The organism is Burkholderia sp. LAS2 (assembly GCF_018417615.1).
GTDB classification, from domain to species: domain Bacteria; phylum Pseudomonadota; class Gammaproteobacteria; order Burkholderiales; family Burkholderiaceae; genus Burkholderia; species Burkholderia sola.
Genome location: NZ_CP071052.1, coordinates 1500303 through 1522912, shown reverse-complemented (window position 1 = coordinate 1522912; position 22610 = coordinate 1500303). Strand labels below are relative to the sequence as shown.

Below are 22610 nucleotides of genomic sequence, written 5' to 3'. Positions count from 1 at the left end.
GCCAGTCGGCCGCCGATGCATCTGGAATAGCCGGCGATTTTACCGCAAACCCCTCATTCCACTTAATAATCGATTTCGATCTTTTCATAACCAGACGAAATTAGAGGGGCGCTGCTGGGCCCGCGCCGGAGGGCCGCGACTATGATCGCGAAACGCACATGCCAACGACCAGGAGACACGCCCGATGAGCACCACCACCCCGCGGGCCGCCGCGCCCGCCACCGCCGGGTCGGTACCTTCGGCGCCCGCGCCGCGCATGGGCCGCCTGCGTACCGCGGACGGGCTCGAACTGGCGTCGTACCGCTGGCCGGCCGGCGACGGCGCCGCGCCGCCGCACGCGACGATCGCGCTGGTGCACGGCCTCGCCGAACACGCGGGCCGCTATGCCGCGCTCGCCGGCCGGCTGAACGCAGCGGGCATCGACGTGCTGGCGATCGATCTGCGCGGGCATGGCCAGTCGCCCGGCACGCGCGTGTGGGTCGACCGTTTCGACGGCTACCTGAACGACGCGGATGCGCTGGTCGCCGAAGCCGCGCGCGGCGATGCGCCGCTGTTCCTGATGGGGCACAGCATGGGCGGCGCGGTCGCGGCGCTCTACGCGATCGAACGCGCACCCGCCCGCGGCCACGCGCTGGCGGGCCTCGTGCTGTCGAGCCCGGCGCTTGCGCCAGGGCGCGACGTGCCGCGCTGGATGCTCGCGGTCAGCCGCGTCATCAGCCGTGTGTGGCCCACCTTCCCCGCGATCAGGATCGACGCGGCCCTGCTGTCGCGCGATCCGGCCATCGTCGCGGCCAATCGCGCCGATCCGCTCGTGCATCACGGCGCAGTGCCCGCCCGCACCGGCGCGGAGATTCTCGACGCGATGGCGCGCATCGAAGCCGGCCGCGGCGCGCTGCGCGTCCCGGTGCTCGTCTATCACGGCACCGAGGACAAGCTGACCGAACCCGACGGCAGCCGTTCGTTCGGCGCACGCGTCGGCTCGCCCGATCGTACGCTGACGCTGTACGAGGGCGGCTTCCACGAAACGATGAACGATCTCGAACGCGACCGCGTGATCGACGCGCTGATCGCGTGGATTCACGCGCGCGTGCCGGCGCGCTGAGCGCGCCCTGACCGGCCGGTCGAGCGGGAATCAGATCCCGGCGAGCACGCGCAGGTGCGCGACGACGCTGCGGCCGAGCGCGGACAGGTTGTAACCGCCCTCGAGGCAGCTGACGATACGGCCCTGCGCATGCCGGCGCGCGACGTCGACGATCCGCGCGGTCAGCCATTCGAAGTCGGCCTCGACGAGACCGAGATTGCCGATGTCGTCCTCGCGATGCGCATCGAACCCGGCCGACACGAACAGCATCTGCGGCTTGAATGCGTCGAGGCGCGGCAGCCACAGCATGTCGACGGCTTCGCGGATCGCCATCCCGTTGCTGCGTGCGGGCATCGGCAGGTTGACCATGTTCGGCGCCTGGTGATCGACGCCCGAGAACGGATACAGCGGATGCTGGAAGAAACTGCACATCAGCACGCGCTCGTCGTTCGCGAACGCCGCCTCGGTGCCGTTGCCGTGGTGCACGTCGAAATCGATGATGGCGACACGCTCGATGCCGTGTACGTCGAGCGCGTGCCGCGCGGCGATCGCGACGTTGTTGAAGAAGCAGAAGCCCATCGCGCGCGCCGGCTCCGCATGATGACCGGGCGGCCGGACGCCGCAGAACGCATTCGCGTAGCGGCCTTCGATCACCGCATCGGTCGCCGCGACCGCGGCGCCGGCCGCGCGCAGTGCCGCGCGCCACGTGTCGCGATTCATCAGCGTATCGGGATCGATCTCGACGTAACCGTCGACCGGCGTCATGCTGCGGATGTAGTCGATGTGCGCCTGCGTATGCACGCGGCCGAGCGCGACCTCGCTCGCGAACGGCGCGGTTTCGTGCACGATCAGGTCGTCGATGCGGCTCGCGATCAGTTGATCCTGGATCGCCGACAGGCGGGCCGGACATTCCGGATGCCATTCCCCCATCTCGTGCAGCATGCAGTCGGGGTGCGTATAGAAAGCGGTTGCCATAAGCTGTCGTCCGCGGCGCGCGGTGCGTCGCAGGTCTCCGTCAATGATGTCCATCGTCTGCCGCGAATTCGCCGCTAACTTACCACAACGGCGGCCGGCTTCGGCCCGGCGCGCCGGATGCGTCGGGTATACTGCGCCGAACACAATCGCCCTGTCCGCCCGCTTCGACATGAATTCCAGCAAGCCCGCCGCCCTTCTCTCCGCGCTGTTCCGTGTTCGCGCTCCGCTCGTCGTCGCTGCCGTCGCGGCGGCCCTCGGCACCGCGCCCGCCGTCGCGCAGACGCAGCCGGCGAAGCCCGCCGGCACGCTCGTCGCCCAGGCCCAGCCACAGCAGCCGACGCCGCAAGGCCAGACGTTCGAAGAGGAAATCGTTCCGCAGCGTTACGCGAGCAACGCGAAGGTCGACGCGTTCATCGACGAGATGGTGAGCCGCAACGGCTTCGATTCGGCGAGCCTGCATGCGCTGTTCTCGCGCGTCAGCTACTCGGCCACGGCCGTCAAGCTCGTGAGGCCCGCACCGACGCCTTCGGTGAAGAACTGGCGCGTCTATCGTTCGCGCTTCATCGAGCCGATCCGCATCAATGCGGGCGTGAAGTTCTGGAAGGCGAACCAGGCGACGCTGCAGCGCGCGTCCGAGCAGTTCGGCGTGCCGCCCGAGGTGATCGTCGGCATCATCGGCGTCGAGACGATCTATGGCCGCTACATGGGCAATTTCCGCGTGCTCGACGCGCTGACCACACTGACGTTCGACTACCCGGACACGCCGAATCGCGACAGCCGCCAGGCCACGTTCCGCAAGAACCTCGAAGACTTCCTGGTCTGGACCCGCGACAACCAGCTCGACCCCACCACCGTGCTCGGCTCGTACACCGGCGCGATCGGGATTCCGCAGTTCCTGCCGAGCAGCATCCGCGAATATGCAGTCGACTTCGACGGCACGGGCCACGTCGATCTGCGCAGCAGTCCTGTCGATGCGATCGGCAGCGTCGCGAACTACCTGAAACAGCACGGCTGGGAAACCGACCGCCCGGTGGTCTGGCAAATCACGCCCGATACGGGCAGCCTGGGCATCGCACAGGCCGCCGCCGACGGCCAGCCCGAACCGCACTGGGCGCTGTCGCAACTGCTGCGCGCAGGCATGACGCTGAACGAGCCGACGGTCAACATCACGACCGAAGCCGGCACGCCGGTGACCGTGGTCGACCTGCCGACGCCGGGGCGCGCGACCGAATACATGCTCGGCCTGAAGAACTTCTACGTGCTGACGCGCTACAACCGCAGTTTCTTCTACGCACTCACCGTGTACCAGCTCGGCGAAGCCGTGAAAGCGCAGATGCAAGCGAGCGGCGCGCTCCCGTTGCCTGCGGCGGACACGGAAGCACCTGCACAATAAGCACGCCCGCACAAAACAAAAACGCCGCATATGCGGCGTTTTTTTTCGCGTGTGGCGGCAGTGCGTGCCGCCCGGGCTCACGCTGGAAACACGCCCGTGGACAGGTAGCGGTCGCCACGATCGCAGATGATGAACACGATCGTCGCGTTCTCGACCTGACGCGCGATGCGCATCGCGACTTCGCATGCGCCGCCCGACGAAATGCCCGCGAAGATGCCCTCGACCGCCGCCAGCCGGCGCGTCATCGTTTCCGACGCAGCCTGACTCACGCTCTCGACGCGATCGACGCGGCTGCGATCGAAGATGGTCGGCATGTACGCTTCCGGCCACTTGCGGATGCCCGGGATACGCGAGCCGTCTTCCGGCTGCGCACCGACGATCTCGATCGCCGGATTCTGTTCCTTCAGATAGCGCGACGTGCCCATGATCGTGCCCGTCGTGCCCATCGCGGACACGAAGTGCGTGATGCGCCCTTCGGTATCGCGCCAGATCTCCGGCCCCGTGCCTTCGTAGTGCGCGACGGGATTGTCGGGGTTGCCGAACTGGTCGAGGATCACGCCCTTGCCCTCGCGCTGCATCTGCTCCGCGAGGTCGCGCGCCAGCTCCATCCCGCCCTTCACCGGCGTCAGGATGATTTCGGCGCCGTAGGCCGCCATGCTCTGGCGGCGCTCGACCGACAGATCCTCCGGCATGATCAGCACCATCTTGTAGCCGCGGATCGCCGCGGCCATCGCGAGCGCGATGCCCGTGTTGCCGCTCGTCGCCTCGATCAGCGTATCGCCCGGCTTGATGCGACCGCGCGCCTCGGCCTTGCTGATCATCGACAGCGCCGGGCGATCCTTCACGGAACCGGCCGGATTGTTGCCCTCGAGCTTCGCGAGCAGCACGTTGTTGCGCGCGCGAATCTCGTCGTCCGGCAGGCGGACCAGTTGCACGAGCGGCGTATTGCCGATCGTGTCTTCGATAGTTTTGTAAGCCATGGATATACCGTGAGTGCGAGGCCGATCAATCGATCGATTGTAAACCAGCACCGGCACGCGCGCCGGCAACCCCTTTGCGACGATGGAATACGCGTACCGCGCGGTTCGCGTTTCGCCGCGCGCGCGGCCCCACGCAAAAAACCCGCGGCATGCCGCGGGAAGCCGTCGCAACGACGGCGACTGAAGGAGCCCTGTGTCGGGTACGCGCGACCCGTTATTTCTGCGCGGTGCGGGCCGGCACGGCGGCGGGCTTCGCTGCCGCCGGCTTGCCCGCGGCCGCCGGCGTCGTGCCCGCGCCCGCCGCCGTACCGACCGTCAACCCTTCCTGCTGAAGCCGCTCGACGGTATGCCCGCCCATGCCCTTCACGCGTGCGGCGAGATCGTCCGCATTCCTGAACGGACCGCGTGCACCGCGCTCGTCGAGAATCGCCTTCGCCCGCGCCGGGCCGATGCCCTTGATGCCGACGAGCGCATCCTCGTTCGCGGTGTTGACGTCGACGGCCGCCCACGCCGACGCCACTGCGCCGAGCATGACCGCTGCGGCAAACCATTTCCTGATCATGTGCTGGATCTCCGAAGAAAAACGGCCGGCGGCTGCCGACCGTGAGACCCAGTCTATCGATGCAACGCGCCGGTTTAAACCTGGCCGGATAGCCAACGCACGTAGCGGTCGACGCCTTCCTGCACGGTCAGGAACGGTGCGTCGTAGCCGGCCGCGCGCAGTTTCGTCTGGTCGGCCTGCGTGAAGCACTGGTACTTGCCGCGCAGCGCATCGGGGAACGGCACGTATTCGATCAATCCCTGCTCGACCTGCTGCGCGAGCGTCAGCGGCGGCTGGTTGTCGAGCGCGCGCAGCGTATTGACGACCGTCGACGCGATATCGTTGAACGGCTGCGCGCGGCCCGTGCCGAGGTTGAAGATGCCCGACTTCTCCGGATGATCGAAGAAGAACAGGTTCACCTTGGTCACGTCCTCGACCGACACGAAATCGCGCGTCTGCTCGCCCGGCGCATAACCGTTGTACTCGCCGAACAGCTTCACCTTGCCTTCCGCGCGGAACTGGTTGAAGTTGTGGAACGCGACCGACGCCATGCGGCCCTTGTGCGTCTCGCGCGGGCCGTACACGTTGAAATAGCGGAAGCCCGCGATCTGGCTCTTCGCGCTCGGCAGCACGCGACGGATCACCTGGTCGAACAGGAACTTCGAATAGCCGTACACGTTCAGCGGCGCCTCGACGTCGCGCGCCTCGACGAAGCGCGTCGAGCCGCCGTAGATCGCGGCCGACGATGCATACAGGAACTGCGTGCCCTGCGCGAGGCAGGTATCGAGCACCGCGCGGCTGTAGCGGAAATTGTTGTCCATCATGTAGCGGCCGTCGGTTTCCATCGTGTCCGAACAGGCGCCTTCATGAAATACCGCGCGTACCTTGCCGAAATCGCCACGCGCGAAGCGTTCGACGAATTCGGTCTTGTCGAGATAGTCGTCGATCTCGCAGTCGACGAGATTGCGGAACTTGTCCGCGCGCGTCAGGTTGTCGACCGCGATGATGCGCGTCTCGCCGCGCGCGTTGAGCGCGTTGACGATGTTCGCGCCGATAAAACCGGCTGCGCCGGTGACGATGAGGGTCATGATCGTCCTGCCTGAAAAGTGCGAGCCACTCGTGCGGCGCGCTCGTCGCGCCGCCGAATGCGCTCAGTGAAACAGTTCGTTGTAGTCCACGGTGGCCGTGCCGAGCTTGCCGACCACGATGCCTGCCGCGCGATTCGCGAGCACCACAGCATCGACGAGCGGCACACCGGCGCCGAGCATCGTCGCGACCGTCGCGATCACGGTGTCGCCCGCGCCCGACACGTCGAACACTTCGCGTGCGAGCGCCGGCGCATGCAGTTCGCCGCCCGCGGAAAAGAGCGTCATGCCCTCTTCCGAACGCGTGAGCAGCAGCGCGTCGATGCCGAGCTCCGCACGCAGGGTCGCGACGCGCGCGCGCAGGTCGTCTTCCGATTTCCACTGCCCGACCACCTCGCGCAGTTCCGCGCGATTCGGCGTGATCAGCGATGCGCCGCGATAGCGTGCCCAGTCGTCGCCCTTCGGGTCGACCAGCACCGCCTTGCCGGCCGCACGCGCCTTCTCGATCATCGTCGTGACGTGCGTGAGGCCGCCTTTCGCGTAATCCGACATCAGCACGACGTCGTGCTGCGGCAGCAGCGCATCGAAGCGCGCGAGCCCCGCGAGCAGCACCTCGTGCGTCGGCATCGCCTCGAAGTCGACGCGCAGCAGTTGCTGCTGGCGCGCGAGCACGCGCAGCTTGATCGTGGTCGGCAACGCCGGATCGCGCTCGAGATGCGGCGTCACGCCGCTGCTGCCGAGCAGCTCGACGATCCGCTCGCCGGGTTCGTCGCAACCGACGACGCACAGCAGCCCGGCCTGGCCGCCGAGCGTCACCGCATTGCGCGCCACGTTGGCCGCGCCGCCGAGCCGCTCTTCCTGACGCTGCACGTGCACGACCGGCACCGGCGCTTCAGGCGAAATGCGATCGACGTTGCCGAACCAGTAGCGGTCGAGCATCACGTCGCCGACGACGAGCACACGCGAACGCGCGAGTTGCTCGCGCGGCACCGGAACGACTTCACGAAGAGTATTCATCGTACGTTCAGCCACGGGAAAACGACTGGGGATCGACGTACGGCCGACCGATCGCGTAGTAGTCGATGCCGAGTTCGGCCATCGCATCCGGCTCGTACAGGTTGCGCCCATCGAAGATCACCGGCGCTTTCAGCTCGGCCTTCAGGCGCGTGAAATCGGGGCTGCGGAATTCCTTCCACTCGGTCACGATCACGAGTGCGTCCGCGCCCGTGACCGCGGCGTCCTGCGTGTCGACGAGGTGCAATCGCGCCAGCACGTCGGCATCGTCGCCGAAATCCAGCGCGAACACGCGCCGCGCTTCGTCGACGGCAACCGGATCGTAGGCGCGCACGGTCGCGCCGCGCTCGAGCAGCGCGGCGATCAGGCGGCGGCTTGGCGCCTCACGCATGTCGTCGGTGTTCGGCTTGAACGCCAGGCCCCAGACTGCGAACTCGCGGCCCGTCAGGTCGGCGCCGAAACGCTGCTCGATCTTGCCGATCAGCACGTCCTTCTGCGCATGGTTGGCGGCCTCGACGGCCTCCAGGATACGCAGCGGCTGGCCGTTCTCACCCGCGGTGCGGATCAGCGCCTGCACGTCCTTCGGGAAGCACGAGCCGCCGTAGCCGACGCCGGCGTACAGGAAGTGATAGCCGATGCGCGGATCGGAGCCGATCCCGCGGCGCACGGCCTCGATGTCGGCGCCGACCTTGTCGGCGAGATTCGACATCTCGTTCATGAACGAGATGCGCGTCGCGAGCATCGCGTTCGCCGCGTACTTCGCGAATTCGGCCGAACGCACGTCCATGTAGATCGTGCGCTCGTGATTGCGGTTGAACGGCGCGTAGAGCTTCTTCATCTTCTCGCGTGCGATCGTGCCGGTTTCGTCGTCGTCGACGCCGATGATGATCCGGTCCGGGCGCATGAAGTCCTCGACCGCGGCGCCTTCCTTCAGGAATTCCGGGTTCGACACGACCGAGAAGCGATGCGCGACGCTGCCCGCGAGCCCGCGTGCGGCCAGCGCCTCGTCGACCACGCCGTGCACGCGCCGCGCGGTGCCGACCGGCACCGTCGACTTGTCGACGATCACCTTGAAGCCCGTCATGTGGCGGCCGATGTTGCGCGCGGCCTCGAGCACGTATTGCAGGTCGGCCGAGCCGTCCTCGTCGGGCGGCGTGCCGACCGCGATGAACTGGATCTCGCCGTGCGCGACGCTCGCCTCGATGTCGGTCGAGAAGCGCAGGCGCCCCGCCGTGCGGTTGCGCGCGATGATGTCCAGCAGCCCCGGTTCGTGAATCGGCATCCCGCCGTTGTTCAGGATGTCGATCTTGCGCGGATCGACGTCGAGACAGAAGACGTCGTGACCGATCTCCGCGAGGCACGCGCCCGTGACGAGGCCGACATAGCCGGTGCCGATGATGGTGATTTTCATAGATGTTCCGGTACTTCCCGGTAATAGACTAACTTGGCCGCAGCGCGTTGGCTCCGCGTGCCGGGATCAGCCCGGCATCGCGGGTTCGACGCGGCGCGGCGCATAGGTTTCCCAGCCGCTGCATCCGGGGCACTGCCAGTAGAAGAGCCGTGCCCGGAAACCGCAATTCTGGCACGTATACCGCGGCAGATTTTTCGTACGCTGCTTGATCAGCGCACGCATCATTTCAAGTTCCTTACGACGCGGTTCGTCGGCCGCCGCGATCTGCGCATCGAGCAGGTGCAGCATCCCCGACAGGTTCGGCGACTTTTCCATCTGCGTGCGCGCGAGCGTGTGCGCCTCATCCTGGCCGCGCAACCCGGCGATATGCTGATAGGCGATGTCGAGCAGGTCGTTCGACGGATAGCGATCGACGTACCCCATCAGCAGCTCGGCGCCTTCGACGTTCTTGCCGAGCGCGACGTACGCCTTCATCAGCTTGTCGGCGACGAGCGGCAGATACGCCGGGTTCTGCGCTTCGACGCGCTTCCAGTGCTCGATCGCGGCCGCGTGGTCGCCCGCCGCTTGCGCCGCGTCGCCGGACAGGATCGTCGCACGGACGTTCTGCGGATTCACGGTCAGCGCACGGCGCAACTGTTCGGCCGCCACGTCGGCCTGCTTGCGCTGCAGCGCGTCCTGCGCGAGTTCGCAGTGAAACTGCGCAATTTCGATGCCGAGCGGCTTGTCGCTCATCGATTCGATACGTTTCGCCGTATCGATCGACTTGTTCCAGTCCTTCTCGATCTCGTAGATCGTCAGCAGCGCCCGCTGTGCGCCGAGCGCGTAGTCGCCGTCCGCGAGCTTGTGGAACGCCTCTTCGGCGCGATCCAGCAGGCCGGCCTTCAGAAAATCCTGACCCAGTTCGTACAGCGCGTGGTCGCGCTCGTTGACCGGCAGGTCGGTGCGGCTCAGCAGGTTCTGGTGCACGCGGATCGCGCGGTCGGTCTCGCCGCGACGGCGAAACAGGTTGCCGAGCGCGAAGTGCAGCTCGACCGTTTCGGGGTCGAGCTTGGCCACCTCGATGAACGCATCGATCGCCTTGTCGGGTTGTTCGTTCAACAGAAAATTCAGGCCGCGAAAATACGAGCGCGGCAGGTTGGCGCTCTCCGACAGGAGATTCTTCAGGTCATAGCGTGACGCCGCCCAACCGAGCGCGAACGCGACCGGAATCGCGAGCAACCACCAGAAATCCAGATCCATGCGAAATATCGAAGCAGAGACGAAAACCGCGCGAGGAATCGCGCGGCGTCCGGGGTTAAATGACGGGCGGCATCGGCGGCTGGTCGATGACGGCAGGCGTTTCGCGCGCCGCACGCAGATCGCGCTTCAAACGCCCGTTCTCGAGACGCAAACGAAAGATCGAAGGCAGCGCGGACAGCAGGCCGGCCAGCAGCCCCACGGCGAAGAATGCCAGGCCGATCAGGATCAGCGGCGCTTGCCATGCATAGCCGGCAACGAAATTCAGCGTCGCGGTTTGTGTATTGGCCAGCGCAAGCACCAGCAGCAGGACGAACACCAATACCCGGATCAGCCAGACGATAAACTTCATGAAGCCCTCTCTTTGTTGAGGTTTGCCGCGGCGCGCGACTCCCCTTCGTCGCACCGAATCGACCCGTATTGTAAAGGAAGCGTTTCCGCGGCTGCGCAGATCCTGTGCGCGGCGTTGCGGGTCGGTTACCGGACATGCCGCCGGAAATGAAAAAAGCGCCCACAAGGGGCGCTTTTCTTTTCAGCCTTCGCCGGACAGGTTCCGGGCTCACCGAACGACGCTCAACGCTCGTCGTCCGGATCGTCAGCCTTCAGCGGTTCACCGGCGCGGCCGTCGACGCGTTCACGCAATTCCTTGCCAGGTTTGAAGTGCGGCACGAACTTCTCGGGCACCTGCACTTTCTCCCCCGACTTCGGGTTGCGTCCGACGCGCGCCGGGCGACGATTGAGGCCGAAGCTGCCGAAACCCCGAATTTCAATGCGATGCCCTTTCGCCAGGGCGTCGGACATCGCATCGAGCATCGTTTTCACCGCGAAATCCGCATCCTTGAGGACAAGTTGCGGAAATCGCGATGCCAGCTGCGCGACCAACTCGGATTTGGTCATACTTCAGCAGACCTCGTAAGGCTTACTGGTTCTGGCCGTCGAGCTTCGCCTTCAGCAGCGCGCCGAGGTTGGTCGTACCGGTCGCAGCAGCGCTGGAGTCCGACTGCAGGCCGCGGATCGCTTCCTGTTGTTCAGCCGAATCCTTCGCCTTGATCGACAGGTTGATGCCGCGCGACTTGCGATCGATGTTGATCACCATCGCGTTGACCTTGTCGCCTTCCTTCAGCACGTTGCGTGCATCTTCGACGCGATCCTGCGAGATTTCCGACGCACGCAGGTAGCCTTCGATGTCGCCCGTCAGCGTGACGACCGCACCCTTCGCATCGACCGTCTTCACGACGCCGTCGACGATCGAGCCCTTGTCGTTCATTGCAACGTAGTTGCTGAACGGGTCGCCTTCGAGCTGCTTGATGCCGAGCGAAATGCGCTCCTTCTCGACGTCGATACCGAGCACGATTGCTTCGACTTCGTCGCCCTTCTTGTACTTGCGAACGGCTTCTTCGCCGGCTTCGCTCCACGACAGGTCCGACAGGTGGACCAGGCCGTCGATGCCGCCCGGCAGACCGATGAACACGCCGAAGTCGGTGATCGACTTGATTGCGCCCGTGATCTTGTCGCCCTTCTTGAAGTTGCGGCTGAAGTCATCCCACGGATTCGGCTTGCACTGCTTCATGCCGAGGCTGATACGACGACGGTCTTCGTCGATCTCGAGGACCATGACTTCGACTTCGTCGCCCAGCTGGACAACCTTCGACGGCGCGACGTTCTTGTTGGTCCAGTCCATTTCCGACACGTGGACGAGGCCTTCGATGCCCGATTCCACTTCGACGAATGCGCCGTAGTCGGTGATGTTCGTGACCTTGCCGAACAGGCGCGTGCCCGACGGGTAACGGCGCGAGATGCCTTCCCACGGATCGTCGCCCAGTTGCTTGATGCCCAGCGAGACGCGGTTCTTCTCTTGGTCGAACTTGAGGATCTTCGCGGTGACTTCCTGGCCAACCGACAGGACTTCGCTCGGGTGACGCACGCGACGCCATGCGATGTCGGTGATGTGCAGCAGGCCGTCGATGCCGCCGAGGTCGACGAATGCGCCGTAGTCGGTGATGTTCTTGACCACGCCGTTGACGATCGCGCCTTCCTTCAGCGTCTCGAGCAGCTTCGCGCGCTCTTCGCCTTGGGTTGCTTCGATCACTGCACGACGCGACAGCACGACGTTGTTACGCTTGCGATCGAGCTTGATCACGCGGAACTCGAGCGTCTTGCCTTCGTACGGGGTCGTGTCCTTGACCGGACGCGTGTCGACCAGCGAACCCGGCAGGAACGCGCGGATGCCGTTGACCATCACGGTCATGCCGCCCTTCACCTTGCCGGTGATCGTGCCGGTGACGAGTTCGTTGTTGTCGAGGGCCTTTTCCAGCGACAGCCACGATGCAAGGCGCTTCGCCTTGTCGCGCGACAGGATCGTGTCGCCGTAGCCGTTTTCGAGTGCGTCGATCGCGACGGACACGAAATCGCCCGACTGCACCTCAACCTCGCCCTGATCGTTCAGGAATTCCTCGATCGGAATGTAAGCCTCGGACTTCAGGCCTGCATTGACGACCACGAAGTTGTGGTCGACGCGCACGACTTCGGCGGAAATCACTTCGCCGGCGCGCATGTCTTGGCGGGTCAGCGACTCTTCGAACAGAGCCGCAAAGGATTCGGTATTCGGGGTGGAGGTTTGCAGGTCGGACATAAAAATCTGATTGTGCATGGCTCGCTGTGCCACGCCGGCCGGAATGGCAGGCTGAAAGGGCCAGATCGAGGACCACACGGGGTTAAGGGTTCGAAACACGCTCCGCGCTTGCGACGCGAAGCACCTACCGCTGCCCGCCTTCTCAGGCGGGCTGGCCGAGCGCCCGGTACCACTGCAGCACCTGATCGACCGCTTCATCGACCGAAAGCGCCGACGTATCGAGCAGCTTGGCATCTGCCGCAGGCTTCAGCGGCGCGGCTGCGCGATTGCTGTCGCGCGCGTCACGTTCACGAAGATCCCGGAGCAAGTCATCTATATTAGCAGAAAAACCTTTTTGCATCAATTGCTTATGCCGTCTGGTCGCGCGCGCCTCGGCGCTGGCCGTCAGGAACACCTTCAGCACGGCGTCCGGGAAGATCACCGTGCCCATGTCGCGCCCGTCCGCGACGAGGCCGGGTGTCTTGCGGAATGCGCGCTGGCGCGCGACGAGCGCGGTGCGCACGGGGCCGTGCACGGCAATGGCCGACGCGCGGTTGCCGACCGCTTCGGCACGAATGTCGTTCGACACGTCGACGCCGTCGAGCTGCGCGCACCCTTCACGGAACGTGATGTGCAGATCGTCGATCAGCTTCACCAGCGCGTCGATGTCCTCCGCGGCGATCCCGTAGCGCACGCTCGCGAGCGCGGCGAGCCGGTACAGCGCGCCGCTGTCGAGCAGGTGGAAGCCGAGGTGCGCGGCGACGAGCGCCGCGACGGTGCCCTTGCCGGAAGCGGTCGGGCCGTCGATCGTGATGACGGGAGTCGGGTGAAAGGGTCGGGTCGATTTCATCGGAACAGTGGGTCAGGCCTTGGCGAGCGCGGCGAAGCGGTCGAAATAGTCGGGGAACGTCTTGCCGACGCACTTCGGATCGTTGATCCGCACGGGCACGCCGCCCAGGCTGACGAGCGAGAAGCACATCGCCATCCGGTGATCGTCGTACGTATCGATCGCCGCGTTCGGCGTGAGCTTTTCCGGCGGCGTGACGACGAGATAGTCGGGGCCTTCCTCGACGATCGCGCCGACCTTGCGCAGCTCGGTCGCCATCGCGGCGATGCGGTCCGTCTCCTTCACGCGCCAGCTCGCGATGTTGCGCAGCGTGCTCGCGCCGCTCGCGAACAACGCCGCAACCGCGATGGTCATCGCCGCGTCGGGAATCAGGTTGAAGTCCATGTCGATCGGCTCGAGCTTGCCGTGATCGTGGCCGATGCCGCGCACGTCGATCCAGTCGTCGCCCATCGTCACGTTCGCGCCCATCTGCATCAGCGCGTTCGCGAAACCGACGTCGCCCTGGATGCTCGCGCGCCCCACGCCCTCGACCCGCAGCGGGCCGCCGCCCAGTGCACCGGCCGCGAGGAAGTACGACGCGGACGACGCATCGCCCTCGACCATGATCCGTCCCGGCGACTTGTAGCGAACGCCGGCCGGCACGACGAAGCGCTGCCAGCCGTCGCGCTCGACGGTCACGCCGAAGCGCGCCATCAGCCGGATCGTGATGTCGATGTACGGCTTCGAGATCAGTTCGCCGTCGACTTCGACGACGGTCGTGCCGTCCTTCGTCTTCACGAGCGGCAGCGTCATCAGCAGCGCGGTGAGGAACTGGCTCGACACGTCGCCGCGCACGCGAATCGGCGCATCGACCGCAATCGTCGCGGGCTTGATCCGCAGCGGCGGGTAGCCTTCGTTCAGCTCGTAGTCGATCTGCGCGCCGATCTGGCGCAAGCCGTCGACGAGATCGCCGATCGGCCGTTCGTGCATGCGCGGCACGCCGTGCACGCGATAGTCGCCGCCGTTTACCGCGAGCGCGGCGGTCAGCGGCCGGACGGCCGTGCCCGCGTTGCCGAGGAACAGGTCGGCCGTCTTCGCGGTGAACGCGCCGCGCGTGCCGGTGACCACGCAGGTGTCGCCGTCGCGCGCGAGCTTCACGCCGAGCTTGCCGAGTGCGTCGAGCATCACGCGCGTGTCGTCGGAGTCGAGCAGGTTGGTGATCGTCGTTTCGCCTTCGGCGAGCGCCGCGAGCAGCAGCACGCGGTTCGAAATGCTCTTCGAGCCGGGCAGGCGCACGGTACCCGAAGCGCTGGAGTACGGGCCGAGATCGAGGTAGTCCATGGGAATCGTCCTGTTATTTCTTGACCGGTTCGGCAGCGGGCGCGCCGCCGCGCTCCTGCCATGCCTTGCGTGCGGCGCGCGAGCGCGTGAATACGGCTTCGAGCGCCGCGCCGTCGCCGGCGTCGATCGCCGCACGCAACCGCGTGAGCACGCGCGTGTAGCCGTCGAGTTCGTCGAGCAGCGCCGCGCGGTTCGCGACGCACACGTCGCGCCACATTTCCGGGTTCGACGCCGCGATACGCGTGAAATCGCGGAAACCACCGGCCGCGTACGAGAATTTCAGTTCCGCGTCGGCCTCGCCGAGAATCTGCTCGACGAGCGCGAACGACAGCACGTGCGGCAGATGGCTGATCGACGCGAATACGCGATCGTGCTGCTCGGTGCTCATCATGCGCACGTCGGCGCCGGTCGCCCGCCACATCGCGTCGATCCGGGCCACCACGTCGGGCGCGTTCTCCGGCAGCGGGCACAGCACGACGTTGCGGCCGACGTAGAGGTCCGGCAACGCCGCCTCGACGCCGCTCGATTCGCGCCCCGCGATCGGATGACCGGGCACGAACTGCGCGATCCGCGCGCCGAGTACGTCGCGCGCAGCCGCGACGACGTCGGACTTGGTGCTGCCGGCATCGGTGACGATCGTCGCGCCGTCGAGCCACGGCGCGATGCGCGCGAGCAACGGGCCCGTCTGCGCGACGGGCGCGGCCAGCAGGACGAGATCGGCGCCGGCAAGCGCGTCGCGCAATTGCGCGTCGTCGTCGAGCGCCGCCGCGCGGTCGATCACGCCGAGCGAGCACGCACGTTCGACCGACGCGCGCGAACGGCCGACGCCGACGATCTCGCCCGCGCCGCCCGGCGCGCGCTCGCGCAGCGCGCGGGCCAGCGATCCGCCGATCAGGCCGACGCCGAAGATGACCAGTTTGTTGAATGCAAAGCCTGACACGACAAGAGCCAAGTTACGCGCGCGAAACGACGCCCCGCACGCGGAATTCCAGATTCCGGGCAACGGGCCCGCACCCGGCGCCACCTGCGCCGGATACCGCCCGAACCCGCCTTCGGCAGCGGACCGGCCTGCCCTGCCCGCCCCGCCTGCGCCAAGCACGCGACGGCCGCCGCGCGTCAGCGTGCGCGCGGATACGAACCGAGTATCTTCAGGAACGCGGCCTTCTGGCCGAGTTCCGCGAGCGCGGCCGCCACCGCCGCATCGTCACGGTGCCCTTCGATGTCGATATAGAAGTAGTACTCCCACGTGCCGACGCGCGCCGGACGCGACTCGAAGCGCGTCATCGACACGCCGTGCCGTGCGAGCGGCTCGAGCAACTTGAACACGGCGCCCGGCTCGTTCTTCACGGACACGATCAGCGACGTCTGGTCGTGACCGCTCTGCCCGGCCGGCTGCTTGCCGACGATCACGAAGCGCGTGCGGTTGTGCGGATCGTCCTGGATCAGCGAGAACGCGATCTGCAATCCATAGTGTGCGGCCGCGCGGTCGCCGGCAATCGCCGCGACGGTCGGATCGGCCGCCGCGAGGCGCGCGGCCTCCGCGTTGCTCGCCACGGCCTGCCGCTCGAGCTGCGGCGCATTCGCCGCGAGCCACTGCTGGCATTGCGCGAGCGCCTGCGCATGCGCGCAGACGCGCGTCACGCCGTCGAGCGTGCCGCTCTGCGTGAGCAGGTTGTGATGGATCGGCAGCGCGAGTTCGCCGCTGATCACGAGCTGGGTCTGCAGCAGCAGGTCGAGCGTGCGCGATACCGCGCCTTCGGTCGAATTCTCGACCGGCGCGATGCCGAACGCGGACGCACCGGCCTCGACCGAGCGGAACACCTCGTCGATCGACGGGCACGGCAGCCCTTCGATCGACTGGCCGAAATACTCGAGCATCGCCTGCTCGCTATACGTGCCGACCGGCCCGAGGAACGCGACGTGGATCGTCTGCTCGAGCGCACGACTCGCCGCCATGATCTCGCGCCAGATCGCGCTGATGTGCTCGCTCGCGAGCGGCCCGGCGCTCATGTCCTGCAGCCGCGCGATCACCTGCAGCTCGCGCTCGGGCCGGAACACCGGCGCGTTGAAATGCTTCTTGACCTCGCCCACCTCGAGCGCCACCGCGGCGCGCTGGTTCAGGAGCGCGATCAGCTGCGCGTCGATCGCGTCGATGCGGTCGCGCAGCGGTTTCAGGCGGGAATTCAGTTCGTCGTCCATGCGTTTTGCCGTGCTGTTTGAGCAGCGCCGCCGTCAGGCGCCGCGCTGCTCGAAGTCCTTCATGTACTCGACGAGCGCCTTCACGCCCTCGAGCGGCACCGCGTTGTAGATCGACGCCCGCATGCCGCCGACGGACTTGTGGCCCTTCAGCTGCAGCAGCCCGCGCGCCTTTGCGCCGGCAAGGAAGTCTTCGTTGCGCGTTTCGTCGGCCAGGAAAAACGGCACGTTCATCCGCGAACGTGCTGCCGGCTCGACCTTGTTCAGATAGAAGCTGCTCGCGTCGATCGTGTCGTAGAGCAGCTTCGATTTTTCGATATTGCGGGCCTCGATCGCTTCGAGGCCGCCCTGCCGCTTCAGCCACTGGAACACGAGGCCCGCGATGTAGATCGCGTAGGTGGGCGGCGTGTTGTACAGCGAGTTGTTCGCGGCGATGGTCTTCCATTCGAACGCGGACGGGCAGATCGACAGCGCGCGATCGAGCAGATCCTCGCGCACGATCACGACCGTCACGCCGGCCATCCCGATGTTCTTCTGCGCGCCGCCAAACAGCACGCCGTACTTCGCGACGTCCATCGGACGCGACAGGATGTGCGACGAGACATCCGCGACCAGCGGCACGTCGCCGAGATCGGGGATCTCGAACGTCTCGACGCCGTCGATCGTCTCGTTGGTGCACAGATGCACGTAGGCGGGATCGTCCGACAACTGCCATTCCGCGCGCACGGGCGCACGCGTGAAGCCGTCTTCCGTCTTGCCGCTCGCGGCCAGATGCGGCGTGCAGAACTTGTTCGCCTCGCCGAACGATTTCTGCGACCACGAACCCGTCACGACGAAGTCGGCCGTCTTGCGCGCGCCCAGCAGGTTCATCGGCACGATCGCGTTTTCCGCGATGCCGCCGCCCTGCAGAAACAGGATCCGGTGGCTCGCCGGCACGCCTAGCAGGTCGCGCAGGTCGGTCAGCGCGGCCTCGTGGATCGACATGAATTCCTTGCCGCGATGGCTCATCTCCATCACGCTCATGCCGCTGCCGTGCCAGTCGAGCATTTCGTCGGCGGCCTGCCGCAGCACTTCCTCGGGCATCGCCGCAGGGCCGGCGGAGAAATTAAAGACGCGCATCGTGAAAACCTCGGGAGGGACGCGACCGGCTTGTCGCCGGCAAAACGCGCCAGAAAAGAAATGGCCGCTTGCGCTCGCGCGCAAACGGCCATTATCGCACTGTCGTCAGGCTCCCGCCAAACCCGGCCGAACGGCCGGGGGCGCGCGCCCGGACAGCTTACTTGCCCGGCTTGACTGCTGCGACTTCCTTGTCAGCCTGCGTACGCGTTGCCTGGATCGCTTGCGGCATGTACTTCTGCATCAGGCCGTTGACCACGTCGCGACCGACCTGATCCTGAACCTGGATGAACTTGCGGCCCGTCGGGCTCTTGTAGAACGTCGTCAGATCCTTGATCTCCGACGTGCTGTAGTACTTCGCGTACGCGTCGTACTGAGCCGACATCGCGTCGCTCTGGAACTGTTGCGTGCCGAACACCTTGCCCGCGCCGTCGACCAGCTTCGGCACCGCGTTCTTCTGCAGCGTCGGAACGGCAGCCTGCTTCTGCTTGTCGTTCAGCGTCTTGTTTTCCGACAGCGCGTCCGACAGGATGGCCGGCACGAGCTGCTTGGCCTGCATTTCGGCGCTGTTGCCGATTGCCGACACGAGCTTCGGCGCGTCGATCGCGTCGAGCAGATCCTTGATCGCTGCCTTCTTGTCGGCGTCGATCGGCGCAGCTGCCGCCGGAGCAGCCGGTGCGGAATTCGACAGCGCCTGCGCCATCGCGAAAGTCGGCACCAGTGCAGCCAGCAGAACCAGTTGCTTGAATTGCTTTTGCATCATCACTCCCTTTTGGAAATATGAATGGTTGCTCGCCGGCCGCGGCGCTTTTCGCCCGCGGCGGCCAGAGTCTCATCCGTTCTTCAGGCTTCGCCGTCCGACGCCTCGTCGGCTTCGCCCTCTCCCTCTTCGGCCTCGGCGATCTGCTGGAGGCCAGAGAGCTTCGTACCCTCATCGAGACTGATGAGTGTAACACCTTGCGTGGCGCGCCCCATCTCGCGAATCTCGGACACGCGGGTGCGAATCAACACGCCGGCCGTCGTGATCAGCATGATCTGATCCTCGGCGTCGACGAGCGTGGCAGCCACGACCTTGCCGTTGCGCTCGGACGTCTGGATCGCGATCATACCCTTCGTGCCGCGGCCATGGCGCGTGTACTCGGTGATCGGCGTGCGCTTGCCGTAGCCGTTTTCGGTCGCGGTGAGCACGGTCTGCTCCTCGCTGCCCGCGACGAGCATCGCGATGACCTGCTGCCCGTCCTCGAGCTGCATGCCGCGCACGCCGCGCGCCTCGCGCCCCATTGGACGCACGTCGTTCTCGTCGAAACGCACGGCCTTGCCGGAGTCCGAGAACAGCATCACGTCGTGCGCGCCGTCGGTGATCGACGCACCGATCAGGTAGTCGCCGTCGTCGAGGCCGACTGCGATGATGCCCTTCTTCATCGGGCGGCTGAACGCTTCGAGCGGCGTCTTCTTCACGGTGCCGAGCGACGTCGCCATGAAGATGAACTTGTCGGCCGAGAATTCCTTGACCGGCAGCACGACGTTGATCTTCTCGCCTTCCTGCAGCGGGAACATGTTGACGATCGGACGGCCGCGCGAATTGCGCGAGCCCTGCGGCACTTCATAGACCTTGACCCAGTACACGCGGCCGCGGTTCGAGAAGCACAGGATGTAGTCGTGCGTGTTCGCGATGAAAAGCGTCTCGATCCAGTCGTCTTCCTTCATCTGCGTCGCCTGCTTGCCGCGACCGCCGCGCTTCTGCGCGCGGTACTCGGACAACGGCTGCGACTTCACGTAGCCCGCGTGCGACATCGTGACGACCATGTCCTGCGGCGTGATCAGATCCTCGGTGTTCAGCTCGGTCGCGTTCAGCTCGATCTTCGAGCGGCGCGCGTCGCCGAATTCGGCCTTCACCGAGGTCAGTTCCTCGCCGATCATCGTCGTGATCCGCTCGGGGCGCGCGAGGATGTCCAGCAGGTCTGCGATCTGCGCCATCACGTCGCGGTACTCGCCGATGATCTTGTCCTGCTCGAGGCCGGTCAGGCGCTGCAGACGCATCTGCAGGATTTCCTGCGCCTGCGTGTCGGACAGGCGGTACAGCCCGTCGGTCTGCATCCCGAACGCCGGGTTCAGGCCTTCCGGACGGTACGCGGAACGGCCGCCGGCCGCCGCGTTCTCGCTCTCGGCGCGCGTCAGCATCTCGCGCACGAGCGACGAATCCCACGGCTTCGCCATCAGTTCCTGCTTCGCGATCGGCGGCGTCGGCGCGGCCTTGATGATCGCGATGAACTCGTCGATGTTCGCGAGCGCGACCGCGAGACCTTCGAGCACGTGGCCGCGTTCGCGAGCCTTGCGCAGTTCGTAGATCGTGCGGCGCGTCAGCACTTCGCGTCGGTGCGACAGGAAGCACTGCAGGATTTCCTTCAGGTTCAGCAGCTTCGGCTGGCCATCGACGAGCGCGACCATGTTCATGCCGAACGTGTCCTGCAGCTGCGTCGCCTTGTACAGGTTGTTCAGCACCACTTCCGGCACTTCGCCGCGCTTGAGCTCGATCACGACGCGCATGCCGCTCTTGTCGGACTCGTCGCGGATGTCGGAAATGCCTTCGAGCTTCTTCTCGTTGACGAGCTCGGCGATCCGCTCGAGCAGCGAGCGCTTGTTCACCTGATACGGCAGCTCGTCGACGATGATCGCCATCCGCTGGCCGCGGTCGATCTCCTCGAAGTGCGTGGCCGCACGCATCACGACGCGCCCGCGCCCGGTGCGGTAGCCGTCGCGCACGCCGGCGACGCCGTAGATGATGCCGGCCGTCGGGAAGTCCGGCGCCGGGATGATCTCGATCAGCTCGTCGATCGTCGCTTCCGGGTTGCCGAGCAGGTGCTGGCACGCGTCGACGACTTCGTTCAGGTTGTGCGGCGGGATGTTGGTCGCCATGCCGACCGCGATGCCCGACGAGCCGTTGATCAGCAGGTTCGGAATGCGCGACGGCAGGACCGACGGCTGCATTTCGTTGCCGTCGTAGTTCGGCTCGAAATCGACGGTTTCCTTGTCGATGTCGGCGAGCAGCTCGTGGCCGATCTTCGCCATGCGAATTTCGGTGTAACGCATCGCCGCGGCATTGTCGCCGTCGATCGAGCCGAAGTTGCCCTGCCCGTCGATCAGCATGTAGCGCAGCGAGAAATCCTGCGCCATCCGCACGATCGTGTCGTAGACCGCGGTATCGCCGTGAGGGTGGTATTTACCGATCACGTCACCGACGATACGCGCCGACTTCTTGTACGCGCGGTTCCAGTCGTTGTTCAGTTCGTGCATCGCGAACAACACGCGCCGGTGCACGGGCTTGAGGCCATCGCGGACATCCGGGAGGGCACGTCCGACGATCACGCTCATCGCGTAATCGAGATACGAACGGCGCATTTCCTCCTCTAGGGAGGTGGGCAGGGTCTCTTTGGCGAATTGATCCATGTATCCGTATCGTTTCGGAGCGAAGACGGCGAACGCCTTTCGCGTGGGCGCTGCATGCGCAACGCAACGCGAGATTCTAACATGCGCCCATCGGCCGCCAATCCGCCTCCCCCACTATATGTAAACAGCAAAAATCGCGGCCGCGGCGAATCGGCCGAAATCCTCGGTCGAAATCGGGCCGACGAAAGGGTACGCGGGTACGCGACGCGACGCGACGTCGCAGGCGATCGCATCCGCCGCGTTTCCTGCGCGCGAGTAAACAACCGCATGCAATCGCGCAATTTCGCCGCCCCGCTCTTGACAATCTCTAAAAGTTACGGCAGGCGGGTGTTGCGCATGCACCACAAAGTTGAAGCGATCTTGGGGTGGGGAGGATTTTTTTTCGTAGGAAGGGAACGATATGGCAAAATGCCAACGCACTGAAAGTTAGACGCTGCTCGAAGTCTACACAGAGCGGTGCCGCGTTTTTTGTGCCGCACCAATGTTATACTTCGAGCAATGTATGACTTGTCACCGTCAACAGGCTCGCAGTAAACCTGCGGTAATCTCAATTTCGAGAGGAGAAATATGAATAAACTTTCAAAGCTCGCGTTCATTGCAGCTACCGCAGTTATGGCTGCATCCGCTTCGGCACAGTCGGTGCCGGCGTCGCGTCAAGCCGTCAATGACAACTGGGTAAACGGCACGGGCGAATGGGTGTGGATGAACGGCACGAACGAGCTCTGCTGGCGCGATGCGTTCTGGACGCCGGCCACCGCCAACGCGAAGTGCGATGGCGCACTGGTCGCCCAGGCACCGCAGCCGCCGGTCGCTCCGGTCGCTCCGGCCATCACGAGCCAGAAGATCACGTATCAAGCTGACGCACTGTTCGACTTCGACAAGGCAACGCTCAAGCCGCTGGGCAAGCAAAAGCTGGACGAACTGTCGTCGAAGATCCAGGGCATGAACACGGAAGTGGTCGTCGCAACGGGCTACACGGACCGCATCGGTTCGGACAAGTACAACGACCGTCTGTCGCTGCGCCGCGCGCAAGCCGTGAAGTCGTACCTGGTCAGCAAGGGTGTGCCGGCCAACAAGATCTACACGGAAGGCAAGGGCAAGCGCAACCCGGTTACGACCGGCTGCAACCAGAAGAACCGCAAGCAACTCATCGCCTGCCTCGCACCGGACCGCCGCGTGGAAGTCGAAGTGGTCGGTACGCAAGAAGTCCAGAAGACGACCGTTCCGGCAAACTAAGCCGCGGTTTTCGACTGCTTCAAAGCCCCGCTCCGGCGGGGCTTTTTCATTGACGCCCGTCCAGGCGCTCGCTGGCCTCGCCGTCCGCCCGCTTATATACTCGGGGCTGACGCACCGACGC

At 65.6% G+C, this 22610-nt stretch carries 20 protein-coding genes; 3 read left to right on the top strand and 17 right to left on the bottom strand.

Translation table 11 applies throughout. The annotated features are described in order from the left end of the window. Positions 1–184: 184 nt before the first annotated feature. Positions 185–1102, top strand: a complete 918-nt coding sequence (locus JYG37_RS07120) for an alpha/beta hydrolase (RefSeq protein WP_089488259.1) — start codon at positions 185–187, stop codon at positions 1100–1102. 30 nt (positions 1103–1132) lie between these two features. On the opposite strand, the gene JYG37_RS07115 is transcribed toward JYG37_RS07120, so the two are convergent. Next, entirely contained in the window at positions 1133–2056 is a 924-nt protein-coding gene (locus tag JYG37_RS07115; protein ID WP_050011533.1) for a histone deacetylase family protein, read from the bottom strand. A 43-nt stretch (positions 2057–2099) separates the two neighbouring features. On the opposite strand from JYG37_RS07115, the gene mltB reads away from it, so the two are divergent. Then, a complete protein-coding gene (gene mltB, locus JYG37_RS07110) occupies positions 2100–3449 on the top strand; it encodes a lytic murein transglycosylase B (RefSeq protein ID WP_080334139.1) in 1350 nt (449 codons plus the stop codon). A gap of 77 nt (positions 3450–3526) precedes the next feature. Here the strand turns inward: mltB and cysM are convergent, their stop codons facing one another. The 16 genes from cysM to gyrA all read right to left on the bottom strand — a co-directional run bounded on the left by cysM (position 3527) and on the right by gyrA (position 21253). Beyond that, complete coding sequence (cysM, locus tag JYG37_RS07105) at positions 3527–4429, bottom strand: cysteine synthase CysM (RefSeq protein ID WP_050011535.1); 903 nt, start codon at positions 4427–4429, stop codon at positions 3527–3529. A gap of 214 nt (positions 4430–4643) precedes the next feature. Next, a complete protein-coding gene (locus tag JYG37_RS07100) occupies positions 4644–4991 on the bottom strand; it encodes a ComEA family DNA-binding protein (RefSeq protein ID WP_050011536.1) in 348 nt (115 codons plus the stop codon). Between the two features lie 74 nt (positions 4992–5065). Further along, positions 5066–6058, bottom strand: a complete 993-nt coding sequence (rfaD, locus tag JYG37_RS07095; RefSeq protein WP_050011537.1) for an ADP-glyceromanno-heptose 6-epimerase — start codon at positions 6056–6058, stop codon at positions 5066–5068. Between the two features lie 63 nt (positions 6059–6121). Next, on the bottom strand, positions 6122–7072 hold the full coding sequence (rfaE1, locus tag JYG37_RS07090; RefSeq protein WP_080334140.1) for a D-glycero-beta-D-manno-heptose-7-phosphate kinase: 951 nt from the start codon (positions 7070–7072) through the stop codon (positions 6122–6124). Positions 7073–7079: 7 nt separating this feature from the next. Further along, entirely contained in the window at positions 7080–8480 is a 1401-nt protein-coding gene (locus tag JYG37_RS07085; protein WP_050011539.1) for a UDP-glucose dehydrogenase family protein, read from the bottom strand. Between the two features lie 66 nt (positions 8481–8546). Beyond that, positions 8547–9719, bottom strand: a complete 1173-nt coding sequence (gene lapB / locus JYG37_RS07080; RefSeq protein WP_050011540.1) for a lipopolysaccharide assembly protein LapB — start codon at positions 9717–9719, stop codon at positions 8547–8549. Between the two features lie 55 nt (positions 9720–9774). Continuing rightward, positions 9775–10068 carry a lipopolysaccharide assembly protein LapA domain-containing protein gene (locus JYG37_RS07075; protein ID WP_012328123.1) on the bottom strand — a complete coding sequence of 98 codons (294 nt, stop codon included), beginning with the start codon at positions 10066–10068 and terminating at the stop codon, positions 9775–9777. Between the two features lie 221 nt (positions 10069–10289). Next, entirely contained in the window at positions 10290–10613 is a 324-nt protein-coding gene (locus JYG37_RS07070; protein ID WP_006486894.1) for an integration host factor subunit beta, read from the bottom strand. A 22-nt stretch (positions 10614–10635) separates the two neighbouring features. Continuing rightward, a complete protein-coding gene (gene rpsA, locus JYG37_RS07065; RefSeq protein ID WP_011544885.1) occupies positions 10636–12348 on the bottom strand; it encodes a 30S ribosomal protein S1 in 1713 nt (570 codons plus the stop codon). A gap of 142 nt (positions 12349–12490) precedes the next feature. Continuing rightward, complete coding sequence (cmk, locus tag JYG37_RS07060; RefSeq protein WP_006476573.1) at positions 12491–13177, bottom strand: (d)CMP kinase; 687 nt, start codon at positions 13175–13177, stop codon at positions 12491–12493. 12 nt (positions 13178–13189) lie between these two features. Then, a complete protein-coding gene (aroA, locus tag JYG37_RS07055; protein ID WP_204383724.1) occupies positions 13190–14494 on the bottom strand; it encodes a 3-phosphoshikimate 1-carboxyvinyltransferase in 1305 nt (434 codons plus the stop codon). A 13-nt stretch (positions 14495–14507) separates the two neighbouring features. Then, positions 14508–15434, bottom strand: coding sequence for a prephenate dehydrogenase (locus JYG37_RS07050; protein ID WP_204383722.1), 927 nt, complete (start codon positions 15432–15434; stop codon positions 14508–14510). Positions 15435–15610: 176 nt separating this feature from the next. After that, entirely contained in the window at positions 15611–16693 is a 1083-nt protein-coding gene (gene pheA / locus JYG37_RS07045; protein ID WP_050011543.1) for a prephenate dehydratase, read from the bottom strand. A 33-nt stretch (positions 16694–16726) separates the two neighbouring features. After that, complete coding sequence (serC, locus tag JYG37_RS07040; RefSeq protein ID WP_050011544.1) at positions 16727–17809, bottom strand: 3-phosphoserine/phosphohydroxythreonine transaminase; 1083 nt, start codon at positions 17807–17809, stop codon at positions 16727–16729. A 157-nt stretch (positions 17810–17966) separates the two neighbouring features. Beyond that, positions 17967–18566 (bottom strand): DUF2059 domain-containing protein, encoded by a 600-nt coding sequence (locus tag JYG37_RS07035; RefSeq protein WP_006486966.1) that lies wholly within the window; start codon positions 18564–18566, stop codon positions 17967–17969. An 83-nt stretch (positions 18567–18649) separates the two neighbouring features. Further along, positions 18650–21253 carry a DNA gyrase subunit A gene (gyrA, locus tag JYG37_RS07030; RefSeq protein ID WP_050011545.1) on the bottom strand — a complete coding sequence of 868 codons (2604 nt, stop codon included), beginning with the start codon at positions 21251–21253 and terminating at the stop codon, positions 18650–18652. Positions 21254–21820: 567 nt separating this feature from the next. On the opposite strand from gyrA, the gene ompA reads away from it, so the two are divergent. Further along, positions 21821–22489, top strand: coding sequence for an outer membrane protein OmpA (gene ompA, locus JYG37_RS07025; RefSeq protein WP_050011546.1), 669 nt, complete (start codon positions 21821–21823; stop codon positions 22487–22489). Positions 22490–22610: the final 121 nt, after the last annotated feature.